12 protein-coding genes and 1 pseudogene are annotated in these 16,448 nt (G+C 69.8%); 7 read left to right on the forward strand and 6 right to left on the reverse strand.

Annotation, left to right across the window (positions count from 1 at the left end; all coding sequences use genetic code 11):
• Positions 1 to 26: 26 nt before the first annotated feature.
• Positions 27 to 404 carry an NADH-quinone oxidoreductase subunit A gene (ndhC, locus tag KOI35_RS05930; protein WP_215785023.1) on the reverse strand — a complete coding sequence of 126 codons (378 nt, stop codon included), beginning with the start codon at positions 402 to 404 and terminating at the stop codon, positions 27 to 29.
• Between the two features lie 158 nt (positions 405 to 562).
• Here ndhC and KOI35_RS05935 point away from each other — a divergent pair, with 158 nt between their 5' ends.
• The 3 genes from KOI35_RS05935 to KOI35_RS05945 are packed head-to-tail and all read left to right on the forward strand — an operon-like array spanning position 563 to position 4,220.
• Positions 563 to 2,416 (forward strand): 2-oxoacid:acceptor oxidoreductase subunit alpha, encoded by a 1,854-nt coding sequence (locus KOI35_RS05935; protein ID WP_215785024.1) that lies wholly within the window; start codon positions 563 to 565, stop codon positions 2,414 to 2,416.
• Positions 2,409 to 3,431 carry a 2-oxoacid:ferredoxin oxidoreductase subunit beta gene (locus tag KOI35_RS05940; protein ID WP_215785025.1) on the forward strand — a complete coding sequence of 341 codons (1,023 nt, stop codon included), beginning with the start codon at positions 2,409 to 2,411 and terminating at the stop codon, positions 3,429 to 3,431. Before KOI35_RS05935 ends, KOI35_RS05940 begins: the two co-directional genes overlap by 8 nt.
• Before the next feature lie 12 nt (positions 3,432 to 3,443).
• The gene (locus KOI35_RS05945; RefSeq protein ID WP_215785026.1) at positions 3,444 to 4,220 is read left to right on the forward strand and encodes an SAM-dependent methyltransferase; all 777 of its coding nucleotides are present in this window, start codon (positions 3,444 to 3,446) and stop codon (positions 4,218 to 4,220) included.
• On the opposite strand, the gene KOI35_RS05950 is transcribed toward KOI35_RS05945, so the two are convergent.
• Positions 4,217 to 5,230, reverse strand: a complete 1,014-nt coding sequence (locus tag KOI35_RS05950; protein WP_215785027.1) for a potassium channel family protein — start codon at positions 5,228 to 5,230, stop codon at positions 4,217 to 4,219. The genes KOI35_RS05945 and KOI35_RS05950 overlap by 4 nt on opposite strands.
• A gap of 165 nt (positions 5,231 to 5,395) precedes the next feature.
• Between KOI35_RS05950 and KOI35_RS05955 the strand changes: the two genes are divergently transcribed.
• Positions 5,396 to 5,893, forward strand: a complete 498-nt coding sequence (locus KOI35_RS05955; protein ID WP_215785028.1) for a phospholipase — start codon at positions 5,396 to 5,398, stop codon at positions 5,891 to 5,893.
• Here the strand turns inward: KOI35_RS05955 and KOI35_RS05960 are convergent.
• The 3 genes from KOI35_RS05960 to KOI35_RS05970 all read right to left on the reverse strand — a co-directional run bounded on the left by KOI35_RS05960 (position 5,890) and on the right by KOI35_RS05970 (position 10,825).
• Positions 5,890 to 8,532: an ATP-binding protein gene (locus KOI35_RS05960; protein ID WP_215785029.1), complete on the reverse strand. Its 2,643-nt coding sequence runs from the start codon at positions 8,530 to 8,532 to the stop codon at positions 5,890 to 5,892. The genes KOI35_RS05955 and KOI35_RS05960 overlap by 4 nt on opposite strands.
• 710 nt (positions 8,533 to 9,242) lie before the next feature.
• Positions 9,243 to 9,473, reverse strand: a complete 231-nt coding sequence (locus tag KOI35_RS05965) for an FmdB family zinc ribbon protein (protein ID WP_215785030.1) — start codon at positions 9,471 to 9,473, stop codon at positions 9,243 to 9,245.
• Between the two features lie 461 nt (positions 9,474 to 9,934).
• Positions 9,935 to 10,825 carry a hypothetical protein gene (locus KOI35_RS05970; protein WP_215785031.1) on the reverse strand — a complete coding sequence of 297 codons (891 nt, stop codon included), beginning with the start codon at positions 10,823 to 10,825 and terminating at the stop codon, positions 9,935 to 9,937.
• 82 nt (positions 10,826 to 10,907) lie between these two features.
• On the opposite strand from KOI35_RS05970, the gene KOI35_RS05975 reads away from it, so the two are divergent.
• The 3 genes and pseudogenes from KOI35_RS05975 to KOI35_RS05985 form a co-directional block, all read left to right on the forward strand.
• Positions 10,908 to 11,987 (forward strand): lytic transglycosylase domain-containing protein, encoded by a 1,080-nt coding sequence (locus KOI35_RS05975; RefSeq protein WP_215785032.1) that lies wholly within the window; start codon positions 10,908 to 10,910, stop codon positions 11,985 to 11,987.
• 87 nt (positions 11,988 to 12,074) lie between these two features.
• A complete protein-coding gene (locus KOI35_RS05980; RefSeq protein ID WP_215785033.1) occupies positions 12,075 to 13,094 on the forward strand; it encodes a GNAT family N-acetyltransferase in 1,020 nt (339 codons plus the stop codon).
• Between the two features lie 207 nt (positions 13,095 to 13,301).
• Positions 13,302 to 15,458, forward strand: a pseudogene (locus tag KOI35_RS05985) (lamin tail domain-containing protein); the annotation flags it as partial.
• Here KOI35_RS05985 and hemB read toward each other — a convergent pair.
• A complete protein-coding gene (gene hemB / locus KOI35_RS05990; protein WP_215785035.1) occupies positions 15,455 to 16,441 on the reverse strand; it encodes a porphobilinogen synthase in 987 nt (328 codons plus the stop codon). The pseudogene KOI35_RS05985 and the gene hemB overlap by 4 nt on opposite strands.
• Between the last annotated feature and the right edge of the window lie 7 nt (positions 16,442 to 16,448).

Raw genomic sequence — 16,448 nt, forward strand, 5'->3', positions numbered from 1 at the left:
ACCCCGACGCGCCCGGGAGCGGGGCGTTAAGTCCAGGTCAGGATCTTCTTGCGCCAGGCGTAGAGGATGCCCAGCGCGAGGACGGCCACGAAGACGCCCATCTCGGTCACCGTGGCCCAGCCGAAACCGGGAAGGTCGTAGACGACCGCCCACGGAAAGAGAAAAACGGCCTCCACGGCGAAAAGCACATAGAGGTACGCGTATACGTAGTACCGGATCTGCGCCTGTGCCCAGTCGCCGCCGACCGGGTCGATGCCGCTCTCGTAGGCCACGAACTTGCCCGGCGGCTGAGCCGGAGCGGCCGGGCGCAGCAGCTTGTTGGCCCCGAAGGCACCGACGAAGACGAGTACGCCGGCCGCTGCGACCAGGCCCAGCGTCGCGTAAGACCCGAGATAGGAGTCCACGACGCGACAGCCTAGCCGGATAGTGGACTCCGGTGGTTCCACTAAGCCGGACCTGGCTACTGTGGTCCAAGTCTCGTTCCCGGCTCGTAAGGACCGGCGACGTACGCTGGAGATGACTGTCTCGGCCGGGCCGCCGGTGCCTTTGGGAGGTTGCGAACGTGTCCGCTGGAGCGAAGCGAGTCGAACAGCTGGACCGGGTGGTCATCCGGTTCGCGGGCGACTCGGGCGACGGCATGCAGCTGACCGGTGACCGATTCACCTCGGAAACCGCCCAGCTCGGCAACGACATCTCCACGTTGCCCAACTTCCCGGCCGAGATCCGCGCCCCTGCGGGCACCCTTCCGGGCGTGTCGAGCTTCCAGGTGCACTTCGCCGACTACGACATCCTCACGCCCGGCGACTCGCCCAACGTGCTGGTCGCGATGAACCCGGCCGCACTCAAGGCCAACCTGTCCGACCTGCCCGCGGGCGCCGACATCATCGTCAACACCGACGAGTTCACCAAGCGCAACCTGGCCAAGGTCGGCTATCCGGCGAGCCCGCTCGACGACGGCTCGCTGAGCGAATACGCCGTGCATCCGGTCGCCCTCACCTCGATGACGGTGGGCGCGCTGGCCGAGCTCGGCGTGGCCAAGAAGGACGCCGAGCGCGCCAAGAACATGTTTGCCCTCGGCCTGCTGAGCTGGATGTATTCGCGGCCGTTCGAGTCGACCCTGCGGTTCCTGGAGTCGAAGTTCGCCAAGCGCCCCGACCTGGTCGCGGCGAACAAGGCCGCCTTCCAGGCCGGGTGGAACTTCGGCGAGACGACGGAAGACTTCGCGGTCCGGTACGAGGTCAAGCCGGCTCGCATGAAGCCCGGCACCTATCGCAACATCACCGGCAACCAGGCGCTCGCGCTCGGGCTGGTGGCGGCGTGCGTGCGGTCCAAGCTGCCGCTCTTCCTGGGGGCCTATCCGATCACCCCGGCCTCCGACATCCTGCACGAGCTGAGCAAGCACAAGAAGTTCGGCATCACGACGATGCAGGCCGAAGACGAGATCGCGGCGATCGGCGCTGCGCTCGGAGCCTCGTACGGGGGAAGCCTGGGTGTCACCACCACCTCGGGTCCCGGCGTGGCGCTCAAGGGCGAGACGATCTCGCTGGCCATCGCGCTCGAGCTGCCGCTCGTGATCGTCGACGTGCAGCGGGCGGGCCCGTCCACCGGCATGCCGACCAAGACCGAGCAGGCCGACCTCAACATGGCCCTGTACGGGCGGCACGGTGAGGCGCCGCTGGCGGTGATCGCGCCCAAGTCCCCGTCTGACTGCTTCCACGCGGCCATCGAGGCGGCCCGCATCGCGCTGAAGTACCGGACGCCGGTCATCCTGCTCTCGGACAACTACGTGGCGAACGGCTCCGAGCCGTGGTTGCTGCCGTCGACCGATGAGCTGCCCGACATCTCGGTCGAGTTCACCCGCGAGGCCAACGGCGACGACGGCCGCTTCCTGCCCTACCTGCGCGACCCCGAGACGATGGCGCGGCCGTGGGCGATCCCCGGCACGCCCGGCCTCGAGCACCGCATCGGCGGCCTGGAGAAGGCCGACAAGACCGGTGACATCTCGTACGACCCGGCCAACCACGAGCACATGGTGCGTACCCGCGCCGCCCGTGTCGAGGCCATCGAGGTGCCCGACGTCGAGGTCGAAGACGCGGATGAGAACGCGCGTGTGCTCGTGCTGGGCTGGGGTTCCACGTACGGGCCGATCGGTGCCGCCTGCCGGGCGCTGCGGCAGCGCGGTCTGCCGATCGCCCAGGCCCACCTGCGGCACATGGCGCCGCTGCCGGCCAACCTCGGTGAGGTGCTGGCGGCGTACGACAAGGTCGTGATCCCGGAGATGAACCTGGGTCAGCTGGCCCACGTGATCCGCGCGAAGTACCTGGTCGACGCGGTCCCCTTCAACCAGGTCAGCGGCCTTCCGTTCACGGCCGCGACCCTGGAGAGCATGCTCGAGGACGTGGTCAAGAATGGCTAGCCCCACCGTCGAACTGAAGCTCACGGCCAAGGACTTCAAGTCCGACCAGGAAGTCCGCTGGTGCCCGGGCTGCGGCGACTATTCGATCCTGGCCGCGATGCAGCGGTTCATGCCCGAGCTCGGCATCCCGCGGGAGAACATCGTGTTCGTCTCGGGCATCGGGTGCTCGTCCCGTTTCCCGTACTACATGAACACGTACGGGATGCACTCGATCCACGGCCGGGCCCCGGCGATCGCCACCGGCCTGTCGGTATCGCGGCCCGATCTGTCGGTGTGGGTCGTGACCGGCGACGGCGACGCGCTGTCGATCGGCGGCAATCACCTGATCCACGCGCTGCGCCGCAACGTCAACCTCAAGATCCTGCTGTTCAACAACCGGATCTACGGCCTGACCAAGGGGCAGTACTCGCCGACCTCCGAACTCGGCAAGATCACCAAGTCGACGCCGGCCGGCTCGGCCGACTCGCCGTTCAACCCGATCTCGCTCGCGCTCGGTGCCGAGGCCACCTTCGTCGGCCGGACCATCGACTCGGACGCCAAGCACCTGCAGTCGGTGATGCGGGCGGCGGCCGAGCACCAGGGTTCGGCGTTCGTCGAGATCTATCAGAACTGCAACATCTTCAACGACGGCGCGTTCGAGCTGATCAAGGACGCCGGCACCCGTGACGACCACCTGATCCGGCTCGAGCAGGGGCAGCCGGTCACGTTCGGCGCCGAGGGCCGCTTCGCGGTGACGCACCCGGCCGGCGGCTTCGGCCTCAAGGTGGAAGAGGGCGGCGAGGCCATCGTCCACGACGCCACGGTGGAAGACCCGGCCTACGCGTTCGCCCTGAGCCGGCTCTCCGGTTCCGACCTGGGCACGACGCCGATCGGCGTGTTCCGCAACGTACGGCGTCCGTCCTACGACGAGCTGATCACCAAACAGCAGGTCGACGCCAAGGCCCAGGCCGACGGCACGGCCGAGCAGATGCTCGACAACCTGCTGAACAAGGCCGACACCTGGACGATCATGTAGGGAGGCACCGCCGTGGCCGACGAGGTCGCGCACTCCGCCCGGGTGTGGAACTACCTGCTCGGCGGTCACGACAACTTCCCCGTCGACCGTGAAGCCGCGGAGTATGCGCTGGCCCTGATGCCCGAGCTGGTGCAGTCGGCGCGGGCCAACCGTGAGTTCCTCGGTCGTGCGGTGCGGTTCCTGGTCGGCGAGGCGGGCATCCGCCAGTTCCTCGACATCGGCACCGGCCTGCCCACGGCGAACAACACGCACGAGGTGGCCCAGGCCGCGGCTCCCGATTGCCGGATCGTCTACGTCGACAACGACCCGTTGGTGCTGACGCACGCGCGAGCGCTGCTGACCAGCACGCCCGAGGGCGCCACCGGCTACCTCGAGGCCGACCTGCTCGACACCGGCCGGATCCTCGAGGCGGCCGCCCGCACGCTCGACTTCGGGCAGCCGGTCGCGGTGATCCTGTCCGGCATCATCAACTTCGTGGTCGACGACGCCGAGGCCGATGCGGTGGTCCAGCGCCTGCTCGACGCGGTGCCGCCGGGAAGCTATCTGCTCCTCTCGCATCCGACCACCGAGGTCAACGGCCCGGCGGTCGAGCAATCGATGCGGCAGTGGAACGAGAGCGGCGCGGCGCCGATCACGGCCCGTACGCGGGACGAGATCGGTGCCTGGTTCGCCGGGCTCGAGCTGGTGCCGCCCGGCGTGGTGACCTGCTCGGCCTGGCGGCCCGACCCGTCTCGGCACGAGATCACCGACAAGGTGTCCGAGTTTGCCGGGGTCGGGCGCAAGGTCTAGACGGCGAGGTCGACCGCGCTGCTCTCGTCTCGGATGTAGACGATGAGGTCGCCGGTCTCGATGGTGACCTTCTGCTCGCCGCCGAGCGGCAGCACCTTGCCCCGGCGGATCAGCGCGACGGCCAGCGTCGCCAGCTCGCGCGGGTTGCGGCCCACCTCGGAACGCTCGGCGCTGCGCATCGCCAGGGCCATGCCCTGACCGGGGGTGAGCAGGTCTTCCACCACGTCGATGAGCGGCGGCGCGGTGGTGGTCAGGCCGAGCAGCCGGCCCGCGGTCGCCGACGACACGATGACGTGGTGGGCGCCGCTCTGCTTGAGGAGGGCGGCGTTCTCCTGCTCGCGTACGGAAGCAATGATCCGGACCTGGCCCGCGGTCAGCTGACGCACGGTCAGCGTGATCAGCACCGACGCCTCGTCGCTGTCGGTCGCGATGATGACGGCCTTGCAGTTCTTCACGTCGGCCTCGAGCAGCACGGCCGAACGGGTCGCGTTGCCGTCGATCACCGCCAGCCCGTTCGCCTGGGCCTGGCGGACGCCGTCGGGACGATTTTCCACCAGCACGATGCGGGACTTGTCGTAGCCCGTCTCGAGCAGCGCGGCGACCGCGGCCCGGCCCTTGGTGCCGTAGCCGCAGATGATGACGTGGTCCTTCAACTTTCGCCTCCACCGCGTGACACGCAGGCTGTTGCGGTACTGATCGGTCAGCACCTCGAGGGTGGTGCCGACCAGGATGATCAGGAAGAGCACGCGGGCCGGCGTGATGAACAGGACGTTGATCAGCCGCGCGTGCGGGGTGACCGGCGTGATGTCGCCGTAGCCGGTGGTGGAGAGCGAGACGACCGCGTAGTAGAAGCAGTCGAGCAGTGTCAGGCCGTCTTCGTTGACATCTCGGTAGCCGTCTCGGTCGATGTAGATGATGGTGACCGTGACCAGGACGAGCGCGAGCGCGAGCCCCATTCGGATGCCCAGCGCCCGCAGAGGTCCCTGTCGGACCCTCGGCAAATTGATCATGTGATGCCCCGCACGGTGACACCATAGCGATCGAGCCTGGGACGACCACCCAGGACATCACATTAATCAACGTTAAGGGAACATCAACTAGGCATCTCGGCACGCTTCGGAAAAGCGGGATAGACGACGTTGTATGCCTGGGAGTCCGGTTCGAAAACTGCAGTGATGACCCGACGCATCGCTCTCGTCCTCGCCCTGGCGCTGGCTCTGCTCGCCCCCGCCGGGATCGCCCGGGCCACCACCACCGACAAGGCGACCGTGCTGGCGAGCTGGACCCAGCCCACCCCGGCCAGCGCCGCCGCCTGGAACGCCGCCCGCGTCGACCGCGGACCCTGGGCCGACTACGGCTTCGACTGGTCCACCGACTACTGCACGGCCAGCCCGGAGAAGCCGCTCGGCTTCGACTTCAGCAACGCCTGCTGGCACCACGACTTCGGCTACCGCAACTACAAGGACCTGGGCCGGTTCCCGGCCAACAAGGACCGCGTCGACGACACCTTCTACGCCGACATGAAGCGGGTCTGCGTCAAGTACAGCGTGCTCGTGCGCCCGGCCTGCTACAGCGTGGCCTGGATCTACTACCAGGCCGTGCACGTGTTCGGCTCGGTGTCCTTCGTGCGCAAGGCCGACCTCGATCGCGCCCAGAAGTTGAAGGAACGCTAGCCCTGGAGGGTCTGCGCGAAGCGGGCGGCGCCGTCCTCGAGGTCGGGGTGCTCGACGGCCAAGGCCATCGCGACGATCCGGTCGAAACCGAGACCCACCCCGTCCGCGTACGCGGCGTCGAAGGCGGCATCGCCCAGCGCGGACCGTACGGCGATCTGCTGATCCGACCAGAACCGCCCGAACATCTCCGTACGCCGGGCCCCGCGCGCCGCCTCGGCCCCGCCGAACAGCACGGCGGCGGTCGCGGGGTCACCACCCATGGCACAGCGCACGGCGATGGCCGCCACCGCATCGGCCGCCGGCCCGCTGAACCCGTGCCGCAGCCGTGACCGCAGCGCGACAACCAGGTGGTCGTGCCCGGCCACCAGGTCACCGCGTCGCAACGCGACCATGCCGAGCAGCCAGTCGACCGTACGCTTACCGCGGTGCTCGGGGCAGCTCGCCTCGGCCTGCCGGGCCCCGCCCAGCAGCTCGGCCGCCGACGTCAACGCGTCGCGCCGCCAGAGCAACTCGGCCAGCGCGATCACGGCCGGCAGCGCCGACTCGGCCACCCCGCCGCGCTCGGCCTCGGCGATCACCTCACGGCACAGCTGCTCGGCCTCGGTGAACCGGCCCGCCGCGACCAGCGTGGACCGGTGACCGGCCCGGGAGCGTACGAGAAGCTCGCGGTTCTCCTCGACCCGCGCGATCCGCTCGGCCCGATCGAGGAACCGGGACCGCTCGGCCCGATCGTCGGTCAGCCCGGCGTGCACCAGGTGGACGTAGCCGAGCGTGGCCGGGGGCACGTCGACCCCGTCGAGCCGCTGGTAGAGCCGGAACAGCAGGTCGCGTCCCTCGTTCGCGCCGCCGTGCTCACGCCACCACGGGTCCAGGGCCAGGGCCAGACATAAGCCGGTCCGTACGCTGCCGTGGGTCGCGGTCCAGTGCAGCGCGGTCTGCCATTCGGGTACGTAGGGCGCCATGTCGGTCAGCGAGGTCGTGCGCGGCTGCCCGTCGGTGTCGATCGCGACCGACTCCAGTGTGTGCAGTGCCCAGGCGGCGTGCCGGTCGCGGGCGGCGTGCTCGTCTCCGGCGGCGGTCAGGCGCCGCGACGCGAACGACCGCACCTGACCGGAAAGCCGGTAACGCGGTCCCGGCACGACCTCGACCAGCGACTTGTCGGTCAGCTCGGACAGCGCACCGAGCGCCTCGGTGCCGCACCATTCCACCGTGGCCAGATCGACCGTGCCCGCGAACACCGCGAGCCGGCGGAGCAGACCGGCGGCCGGCCCGCTCAACGTCCGATAAGACCAGTCCAGGGTGGCGCTGAGACTGTCGTGGCGATGCTCGGCCGGAGCCTCGACCGGATCGAGCGCGGCCAGCGGATCGTCCAGGCGGGTGGCCAGCTGCGCCGCCGACAGGGAACGCAAGCGGGCCGCGGCCAGCTCGGCCGCCAGCGGGGAGCCCTCCAGCCGTACGGCGATGTCGGCCAGATCGGCGTGCTCCCCGATCGGGCTCGGCCGGCCACCCCGGGCCTCGGTGGTGCGCTCGTCCAGCAGCATGAAAGCGTCGGCGGGGGACATCGGCGGGATGCGCCAGACGACCTCGCCGGGCACGTTCAGCGGCACCCGGCTGGTGACCAGCACCCGCACCTGGGGGCAGCGCGCGAGCAGGCGGCGTACCAGGGTGGCGCAGGCGGCGGGCGCGGCGTCGGCGGTCTGCAGGACGATCAGCAGCCGCCGGTCGGCGCACCGTTCCAGCAGCGTCTCGAGCACCGGACGGCCCGGCTCGGTGCGCACCCCGAGGGCGGCGGCCAGCGCGGGAGCCAACCCGTTCCGCGCCTCGGCCACATCGACGTTCCAGACCCCTTCCCCGTACGCGGGAAGAAGGTCCTCGCCGACCTGAAGCGCGAGCCGGGTCTTGCCCGCACCACCCGGACCGGCGACGGTGACGATGCGATGCCCGTGGACGAGTTCGCTGACCTCGGCCCGCTCGCTGCGGCGGCCGACAAAGCTGGTGAGCGGGGTGGGCAGGTTGTGCAGCGCCGCCCCCGGCGTGCGCGGGCGGGGGAAGTCGCGGTCGAGGCCGGTGGCCAGGATCTGGAAGAGCTGCTCGTCGTCATCGAAGCCGCGGAGCCGGAAGGGGCCGAGGTCTAAAAGGTCGAACTCCGCCCGCTGCTCTTTCTCCTGGCTGGTCAGCGCGAACGGCACCTCTGTGCCCTTGGTGATCAGGCTGAGAGCGGTGGCGCCGGAACAGAGGATCTGGCCGCCGTGCGCGGCCGCGGAGACCCGGGCGGCGCGGTGGACCTCGGCACTGGCGTACTCGTCCCCGATCGGGCGGGCCCAGCCGGTGTGCATGCCCATCCGGACGCGAGGCGCCACGTCCGGGCTCGGCCAGTCATGTGCGGACAGTTGCCGCTGAGCCTCCACACAGGCCGCGACGGCCGCACCCGGATCGGGAAAAGCAATGAAGAAACTGTCACCCTCGGTGAAGAGCTCGACACCATTGAAGTAACTCAGCGCAGCCCTCATCACCGATCGGTGATCGCCGAGGACCGAGCCGTAGTCGTCGCCGAGCATCCGGGCCAACCGCGTCGAGCCCTCGATGTCGGTGAACACAAAGGTCACCAGCCCACTCGGCAGCTCGGTCCGTCCCGACACGGTGGAACCTCCGCCCCCTTTGGGAAGTCGCGCCTCATGCTGCCGTATCACTCTGTCACCGACCATCGTAGAAACGGACGGTAACCATGCTCCCGTCACGGCCGACCCTGGACGATGGATATCGGGGGCCGCGTTAAGCACTACGCGTGACGTAACGAAATGGATCGAGCCGAGTCACGCCGCGGTTGGCCACTTCCGGCCGCCCGTTCGGGGGTCCCCGTCAGTGTCCATTTGTGCGACGTTGTTCGGTCACCATTTGCACCGCTAGATGATCATATTTCTGGTGGCGTCGCCGCAGGTCGCACAGGTGGTCCGCCATTGGGGAAGATCGGCGTGGAATTCCCTGAGCGGGTGCATGATCGGGCAATCGGTCCCGCTATGTGGACGGGCTTTCGGCTTTGGGTGTTTTCGCAGGTGGTGGCGCTTGCCGCTGAGTCCATCGTTTCTTGCTCTGGGGTCGTCGCTTGGTGCGGCGCGACGGTTACTTGCTGCTACCCGGCGGCCGCCTGCTGCTGGTGCGGACTGTCGCTTGTTGCTGGTGCGGCCCGTTGCACGCTGTTGGCGCGGTCGTCGCTTGGTTGCTGTGCGGTCCGTCGCTTGGTTGCTGTGCGGCCCGTCGCTCGCTTGCTGTGCGGCCCGCCGCTCGCTTGCTGTGCGGCCCGTCGCTCGCTTGCTTTGCGGCCCGTCGCTCGCTTGCTTTGCGGGGCCGCTCAGCAGCCGCAGGCGCCGCCGCAACAACCGCCACCACCGCCGCCGCTGGCCGGGGCCGCGGGGCGAGTGGGCGCGCTGCCGCCACGACCGGTGAACGCGACCGTCGAGAGCAGCTTGACCGTGTCGCCGTGGCCCTGCGGACACGACGTGGGCGCGGAGGCCTCACTCATCGGCCGGTTGACCTCGAACGTGTCGCCACAGGCGCGGCAGCGGAACTCGTAACGCGGCATGAGAGCAGCGTAGGCCCTCCCCCACCCACCGGAACAGCCAGCCGCTCCCCGACACGTCACCGCCTGGCCAGCACCCGCAGCGTCAGCGCCAACCCCGGCTCGATCCCCCCAGCGTCGGCACATACCCAGCTCGGTCCTCGGAGCGGTCAGCAGGCACCCAACTCGATCCCCGCAACGTCAGCAGGCACCCAGCTCGATCCCCGCAGCATCGGTGCTCCTGCCGGCCCGATCTTGACGCGTCACCAGCCCACCCCGCCCAACCAGGGGGCGGGCCCAGAGACTACGCAAGATCGGGTTGGCGCGGCGCGGGTTGTCCACAGGTCCGACATCGAGGCCTGAAGTTATCCACAGGCGTCGACGCGGGCACTCGCCGGTGGGCTCGGGTTGGGTACTGTCGTCGGCGTGGTGGAGCGGGAGGAAGAACCGGTGGCACGGCCCGAGCTGAGAGCTGCGGCGCCCCATCAGGGTGGTCCGCTGGCCAGCTCAGGGGCGGCTCCGCTCGAGCCGACCGCGACGGACGCCGACAGGCCTCCGGCACCACCCACCGCCGATGCCCCTCGGCCGCCGGAACCGTCGCCCATCGCAGATGCCCTCCGGCCACCGACACCCACCGCAGACACCGCGCGGCCACCGACGCCCACGCCGATGCCCGTTGCTACCCGGACGCCGACGCCCACGTCTGACTTCGCCAAGCCGTCGATACCGACGGGCGAGCCGAGCGCGTCGGCACCAGCGGCCACGCCACGACCGGGCATGCCGGCAACAGCGGGCACGTCGAGACCGGGCGAGCTGGCTACAGCGGGAATGCCGGGCGCCAGTAACCCAGCGACAACGGGCACCCCGAACGCCGGCACGCCGGCGACAACGAGCACCTCAAGCGCCAGCACGCCGACAGCGAGCACGCCCGCAACAGCCGGAATGCCGAGCACGAGCAACTCAGCAGCAACGAGCACGCCAAGCGCCAACACGCCGACAACAGCAAGCACGCCGGGCGCCAGTACGCCAACGACAACGAGCAAGTCGGGCGCCAGCACGCCGACAACAGCAGGCACGCAGGACGCCAGCACGCCAGCAGCAACGAACACGCCGGACGGCAGCACGCCGACAACAGCAAGCATGCCGGGCGCCGGCACGCCAGCGACAACGGGCAAGCCGAGCGCAAGCGCGCCCACAGCAACGGACAAGCCGGGCACGGGCGCGACAGCCAAACCAAGTTCGGGCACGCCGACTGCGACCGCCACGCCGGGCGCGGGCACACCGAGCGCGGGCACGCCGACCGCCAAGCCGGGCGCGACGGGCACGGGCGCGACGGCCACGGGCACGCCGGGCGCCAAGCCGGGCGCGACGGGCACGGGCGCGACGGGCACAGGGACGCCGGCGGCCAAGCCGGGCGCAAGTGCGGGTGCGGCGGGCGCAGGTGCGGTGGCGGGCGGTATGAGCGAAGTGGAGCGCGCAGCCCGCCTCAAAGCCGAGTCGACCACGAAAGCCGCCAAGCCCCCCGCAGAAGAGAAGGACAAGACAAGCGCAGGCCCGCCGCCCGAGGTGAGCAAGGGCAGCACGGTTGGCGCCGCGCTGGCCCCGACCGCCACGGTGGGGACTGCGGTTCGGCGCGGGAACGGCCGCTTCGGGGCGGTGGGGCGCGCAGGCCGGGGCGCCGCCGCATGGGCCAAGCGACCCAGCGGCCGGCTCATCGTGCCCGCGGTCATCGCCGTCGTGCTGCTCGGTGCCGCCGGCACAGCGGGTGCCTATCTCGTGCCCGAGGCACTGCAGTCGGCTCCCTCGCCCAGTGCGACGCCGGGCTTTCCGCTCGACGCCGCGGGTGGGATTCCCTCGGCCGGTCAGCCGGGCGGGCTGCCGGACGGCACCGGTCAGTTGCCCAGCGCCTCCGCGCCGGTGGGGGCCGAGACCATCGCGCCGACCGTTGCGGCGCAGACGCAGGGGCGGCCGGCCGATGCGCTTGCGGGCTGGGCGGGGCAGATCGGTACCCGGGTCGGCATTCCGGTCGTCGCCGTTCAGGCGTACGGGTATGCGGAGCTGGTCACGGCCAAGACGATGCCCTCGTGTCACCTGAGCTGGACCACGATCGCCGCTATTGCCAGTGTGGAGTCGTCGCACGGCAGCGCCAACGGGGCTGTTCTCTCGACCGACGGCATGGCGATGCCGCCGATTCTGGGGCTGCCGCTCGACGGCAAGGGCGGCCGGCAGCTGATCCCGGACACCGACCGCGGCGCGCTCGACGGCGACACCACCTATGACCGGGCCGTCGGTCCACTGCAGTTCATCCCGGCGACCTGGAACTCCTTCAAGGTGGACGCCGACAACAACGGTGTGGCCGACCCCAACGACATCGACGACGCGTCGCTGACCGCGGCCAAGTACCTGTGCCAGAACGGGCGGGACCTGTCCAAGCCGGAGTCGTGGTGGGACGCGATCCTGTCGTACAACGCCGTGCGGCCCTATGCACAGAAAGTGTTCGACACCGCGAACGACTATGGGAAACGGTCGCGGACCTGACCTCAAAGTTGCACGCAGTGTGACGATACCTACACATTTACGTGCGGAGCACTTCCCAGACGGAACGCTTACCGGCAAGCTGTATGGGTGAGGGTGCGTGAATGGGATCCCCGGAGCGCCTCGGCGGCGGAGATCCGGTCGCTCGTGGAGACGGTGAACGCGGTGCTCGCCACCGATCTCCCCGACGACCCGCCGTGGGTCGACGGCCAGGTCCGCGACTACCTCGCCGAGACGATGCCCGGCGAGCGCCGGATCAGCTGGGTGGCCGAGGACGACCGGCTCCCCGAGGGCGAGAGCGAGATCTTCGCCCACATCAGCATGCTGCTGCTGGGCGACATCGGTGTGCTCGAGGTGCTCGTGCGGCCCAGCCTGCGACGGCGGGGTCTGGGCCGGCAGCTGGTGGCGGTCGCGGCTCGACGGGCGTACCTGGAAGGCTTTTCCAGCATCGGGGTCGAGGCTATCGGCGGCACTCCGGCGATCGCGTTCTACGAGTCGCTCGGGTTCGAGCGGGAGTATGTCGAGACGCGCAGCGTGCTGACCCTGTCCGGGGTGGACTGGCCCGCCTTGACCGTGATGGCGAACGGCATCGGGAGCGGCTATCAGGTCGAGTTCCATCCGGGTGGGCCGCCCGACCACCTGCTCGAGGCTTATGCGCAGGCCAAACTGGAGGCTCAGGACGATGACGACGACCTCGACCTGGCGCCACGTTCGTCCGACCCGCAGCGGCTGCGCGACTCGCTCGACACGCTGCACCGGCGCGGCCTGACGGCGTACATCGTGCTGGCCCGGCACGACGAGAGTGGCGTGGTCGCCGGGCTGACCGAGGTCGTCGTGCCCGCGCATCACCCCGAGCGCGCCGATCAGTACGACACGATCGTCGTGCGCGACCACCGCGGTTACGGCATCGACCGGGCGATCAAGGCGCGCATGCTGTTCGAGCTGCGGTCGGCCGAGCCGGGGCTGCGTGAGGTGCAGACCTGGAACGCTCAGCACAACGAGTCGATGCTCAAGGTCAACGCTGAGCTGGGCTATCAGGCCGACCGCGACTGGTACGAGTATGGTGCCGACGTTTCGCAACTTGTTCAAAGCCTCGAGTCCATCGACTAGGCTCAACCTCTGCGACCGGACGACGGTCGGCCGAGGCGGACCGGGGACGGTCGACTGACGCCGGCTCGAGGATGGCCGGCCGGGAGCGCCGGTCGGCGGAAACCGGTCCGGCGTGGAGGCATTGTGCTGGGTCGCCGAATGCTGACGCTGCTCGTTGCTCTCCCGATGCTGCTGTTGTCGAGCGGGGCAACGGCGTACGCGCAAACCGCGGTTGACCCTCTGACGGTCGGCGCCGTCCAGGGCACAACACCGCGTTCCCCGTACGCCCCGACGACCGGCAACGGTTCGAGCAGCGCGAAATACCAGGTCCGGGGCGTGGTCACCCAGCTCACGCTCGCGCACACGAACACGGGCGCCGAGCAGCACGGCTTCTTCCTGCAGAGCCGCACGACCAACACCGACGGCGACCCCGCCACGTCCGACGGCGTGTTCGTCTACATGGGCACGTTCACGACCTTGATCGGCGGTTACGCACCTGTCGTCGGCGACGAGATCGTCGTCAGCGCACGGGTCGCCGAATACTTCGACCTCACCCAGCTCACCAACGCCGAGTGGATCACCACCCTGAGCACTGCGGTCAGCGAGATCCAGATCGACGACGCAGTCCCGCCGGCAGAAGACGACCTGTTCTGGGAACGGCACGAGGGCATGCAGCTGCGGGTGCGAACCGGCTCAGGCGTGGTGTCGGGCACCAAGACCTATCCGGCCACCGGGGACGCCGAGGTGTGGCTGGTCGACCGCGATGATCCGGTGATGAAGCGCCCCGACCCGTACGGGAGAAGGGGTGGAAACCGGATCATGCTCGGCCCGATGGGGCTGAAGGCGACGGACGGGAACCTGCCGACGGCTCGGACGTTCGACACCACCAGCGGCGACGCGGTCGGCGGGCTGTATTACGCCTTCGGCAAATACGGCATCCAGGTCGCGGGCATCGGCTTCACCCCCGGCACCGACCCGGCCGCGAACAACCCGCCGAAGCCCGCCGACCGGCAGCGCGAGGTGTCGATCGCGACGTTCAACGTCGAAAACCTGTACGACTTCCGCGACGACCCGCACGACGGCTGCGACTTCACCGGCAACGCGGGCTGCCCGGGCGTCACCCCGCCGTTCGACTACGTGCCGGGCAGCCAGGCCGACTACGACGCGCGCCTCGGACGGCTGGCCCGCCAGGTGACCGACAGCCTGCACAGCCCCGACCTGATCCTGGTGCAGGAGGCCGAGGATCAGGATGTCTGCCGCGTCGTCGGGGCCGCCCTGAGCTGCGGCGCGGCCGACAACGCGGACGGCCGGCCGGACACGTTGCAGGAGCTCGCGCTGACCATCGCGCGGAACGGCGGTCCCGCGTACGACGCAGCCTCCGACCGCAGCGGCGCCGACGCCCGGGGCATCGTGTCCGGGTTCCTCTATCGCACCGACCGGCTCGCGCTGGTCACCGCTACTCAACTCAAGCTGCAGGTGGACTATCGGGGCGCTCCCCTGCCGGGTAACGCCGACGAGTCCAATCCGAAGGCGTTCAACGCCGTGCTGCCGGCCGACGTCGACCGTTCCACCGGCGTCGACGGCAGCAACGTCTATACCCGAGCGCCGCAGGTGGGCCTGTTCGAGGTGCGTGCGGCGGCGGACAGCTACCGGCTGTGGGCGATCAGCAACCACTTCTCCTCCGGCCCGGAGACCCGCGTGGGTCAGCGGACCGAGCAGGCCGCATACGGCGCCGCGATCGTGGACGCCATCGGCACGCAAGACGGCGCGCAAGAACGGGTGGTATTCGGCGGCGATCTGAACATCTACCCGCACGACGCCCAGCTCGCCCCGCTCGACAAGCTGCACAACCTGTGGGACAACCTGACCGCCGATGCACCCACGGCGGCGTACTCGTATGTCTTCCAGGGGCAGGCGCAGACGCTCGACCAGCTGTTCGTCAACGACGCGCTCCACGGCGACCTGATCCAGATGCGCGCGGCACACATCAACGCCGACCACCCGGATGCCGTGAGCGACCACGATCCGCAGGTGGCGCGGTTCCAGTCACGGGCCGGGCTGTCGGTCGGCGACGCGCGGGTGATCGAGGGCGACTCGGGCCGGACGCCGCTGGTGTTCCCGGTGACGCTGACCCGCCCGATGAGCCGGGCGCTGACGGTCTGCGCGGCCACCGTGCCGGGGACGACCACCTTGCCGTACGCCGACTTCGACCCGTACCTGGGCTGCCGCACCGTTCCGGCCGGTTCGACCCGGGTCGACTTCCCGGTTCAGGTGCGCGGCGACCGCCTGCGCGAAGGCGACGAGCAGTTGACGCTGGAGATCGCGGCGCCTTCCGTACGCGTCGTGGACGGCCGGGGCACCGGAACGATCGTCAACGACGACTAGAACTGACGGAGCTTCTGGGCGACCTCGGTGGCCCAGTAGGTCAGCGTGATCTGGGCCCCGGCCCGCTTGATCGAGGTGAGCGACTCGAGCATGACCCGCTCGCGGTCGATCCAGCCGTTCGCCGCGGCCGCCTCGACCATCGCGTATTCGCCCGAGACCTGGTAAGCCGCGACCGGCACGGTGACCCGCTCGCGGATCGCGGCGATCACGTCGAGGTAGGGCAGGGCCGGCTTCACCATGACGATGTCGGCGCCTTCGGCCACGTCGAGGTCGACCTCGCGCAGGGCCTCGCGCAGGTTGGGCGGGTCTTGCTGGTACTGCCGCCGGTCGCCCTGCAGCGTCGACTCGACCGCCTCGCGGAACGGGCCGTAGAACGCCCCGGCGTACTTGGCCGAGTAGGCCAGCACCGAGACGTCCTGATAGCCCGCTTTGTCGAGAGCCCGGCGAATGACCCCGATCTGACCGTCCATCATGCCCGACGGTCCGACCATGTGAACGCCCGAGGAGGCCTGGGCTACGGCCATCTGGGCGTAAAGATCCAAGGTGGCGTCGTTGTCCACCGAGCCGTCGGCCGCCAGAACACCGCAGTGCCCGTGCGAGGTGAACTCGTCGAGACACAGGTCGCCCATGACGACCGTGGAGTCGCCCACCTCGGCGATCAGGTCACGGATGCCGACGTTGAGGATGCCGTCCGGGTCGAGGCCGGCCGAGCCGGTAGCGTCCTTGTTCTCCGCGGTCGGCACGCCGAACAGCATCAGCCCGCCGACCCCGGCGGTGACCGCCTCGTGGGCCGCCTTGCGCAGCGACTCACGTGAGTGCTGCATGACGCCGGGCAGAGAACTGATCGGCCGCGGCTCGGTCAGCCCCTCCTTGAGGAAGAGGGGCAGGACCAGCTCGGCCGGCGCCAGCCGGGTCTCCTCGACCAGGCGGCGCATGGCCGGGCTGCGGCGGAGCCGGCGCGGACGGACATCCGGGAACGACATGGGAAAC

Source organism: Paractinoplanes bogorensis (assembly GCF_018829635.1).
Classification (GTDB): domain Bacteria; phylum Actinomycetota; class Actinomycetes; order Mycobacteriales; family Micromonosporaceae; genus Actinoplanes; species Actinoplanes bogorensis.

What these genes read in the sequence shown, in the direction of transcription:
- KOI35_RS05955 (WP_215785028.1), top strand. Translation starts at nt 5,396, where the DNA reads ATGACCCGACGCATCGCTCTCGTCCTCGCCCTGGCGCTGGCTCTGCTC.
- KOI35_RS05950 (WP_215785027.1), bottom strand. Translation starts at nt 5,230, where the DNA reads ATGATCAATTTGCCGAGGGTCCGACAGGGACCTCTGCGGGCGCTGGGC.
- hemB (WP_215785035.1), bottom strand. Translation starts at nt 16,441, where the DNA reads ATGTCGTTCCCGGATGTCCGTCCGCGCCGGCTCCGCCGCAGCCCGGCC.
- KOI35_RS05975 (WP_215785032.1), top strand. Translation starts at nt 10,908, where the DNA reads ATGAGCGAAGTGGAGCGCGCAGCCCGCCTCAAAGCCGAGTCGACCACG.
- KOI35_RS05940 (WP_215785025.1), top strand. Translation starts at nt 2,409, where the DNA reads ATGGCTAGCCCCACCGTCGAACTGAAGCTCACGGCCAAGGACTTCAAG.
- KOI35_RS05965 (WP_215785030.1), bottom strand. Translation starts at nt 9,473, where the DNA reads ATGCCGCGTTACGAGTTCCGCTGCCGCGCCTGTGGCGACACGTTCGAG.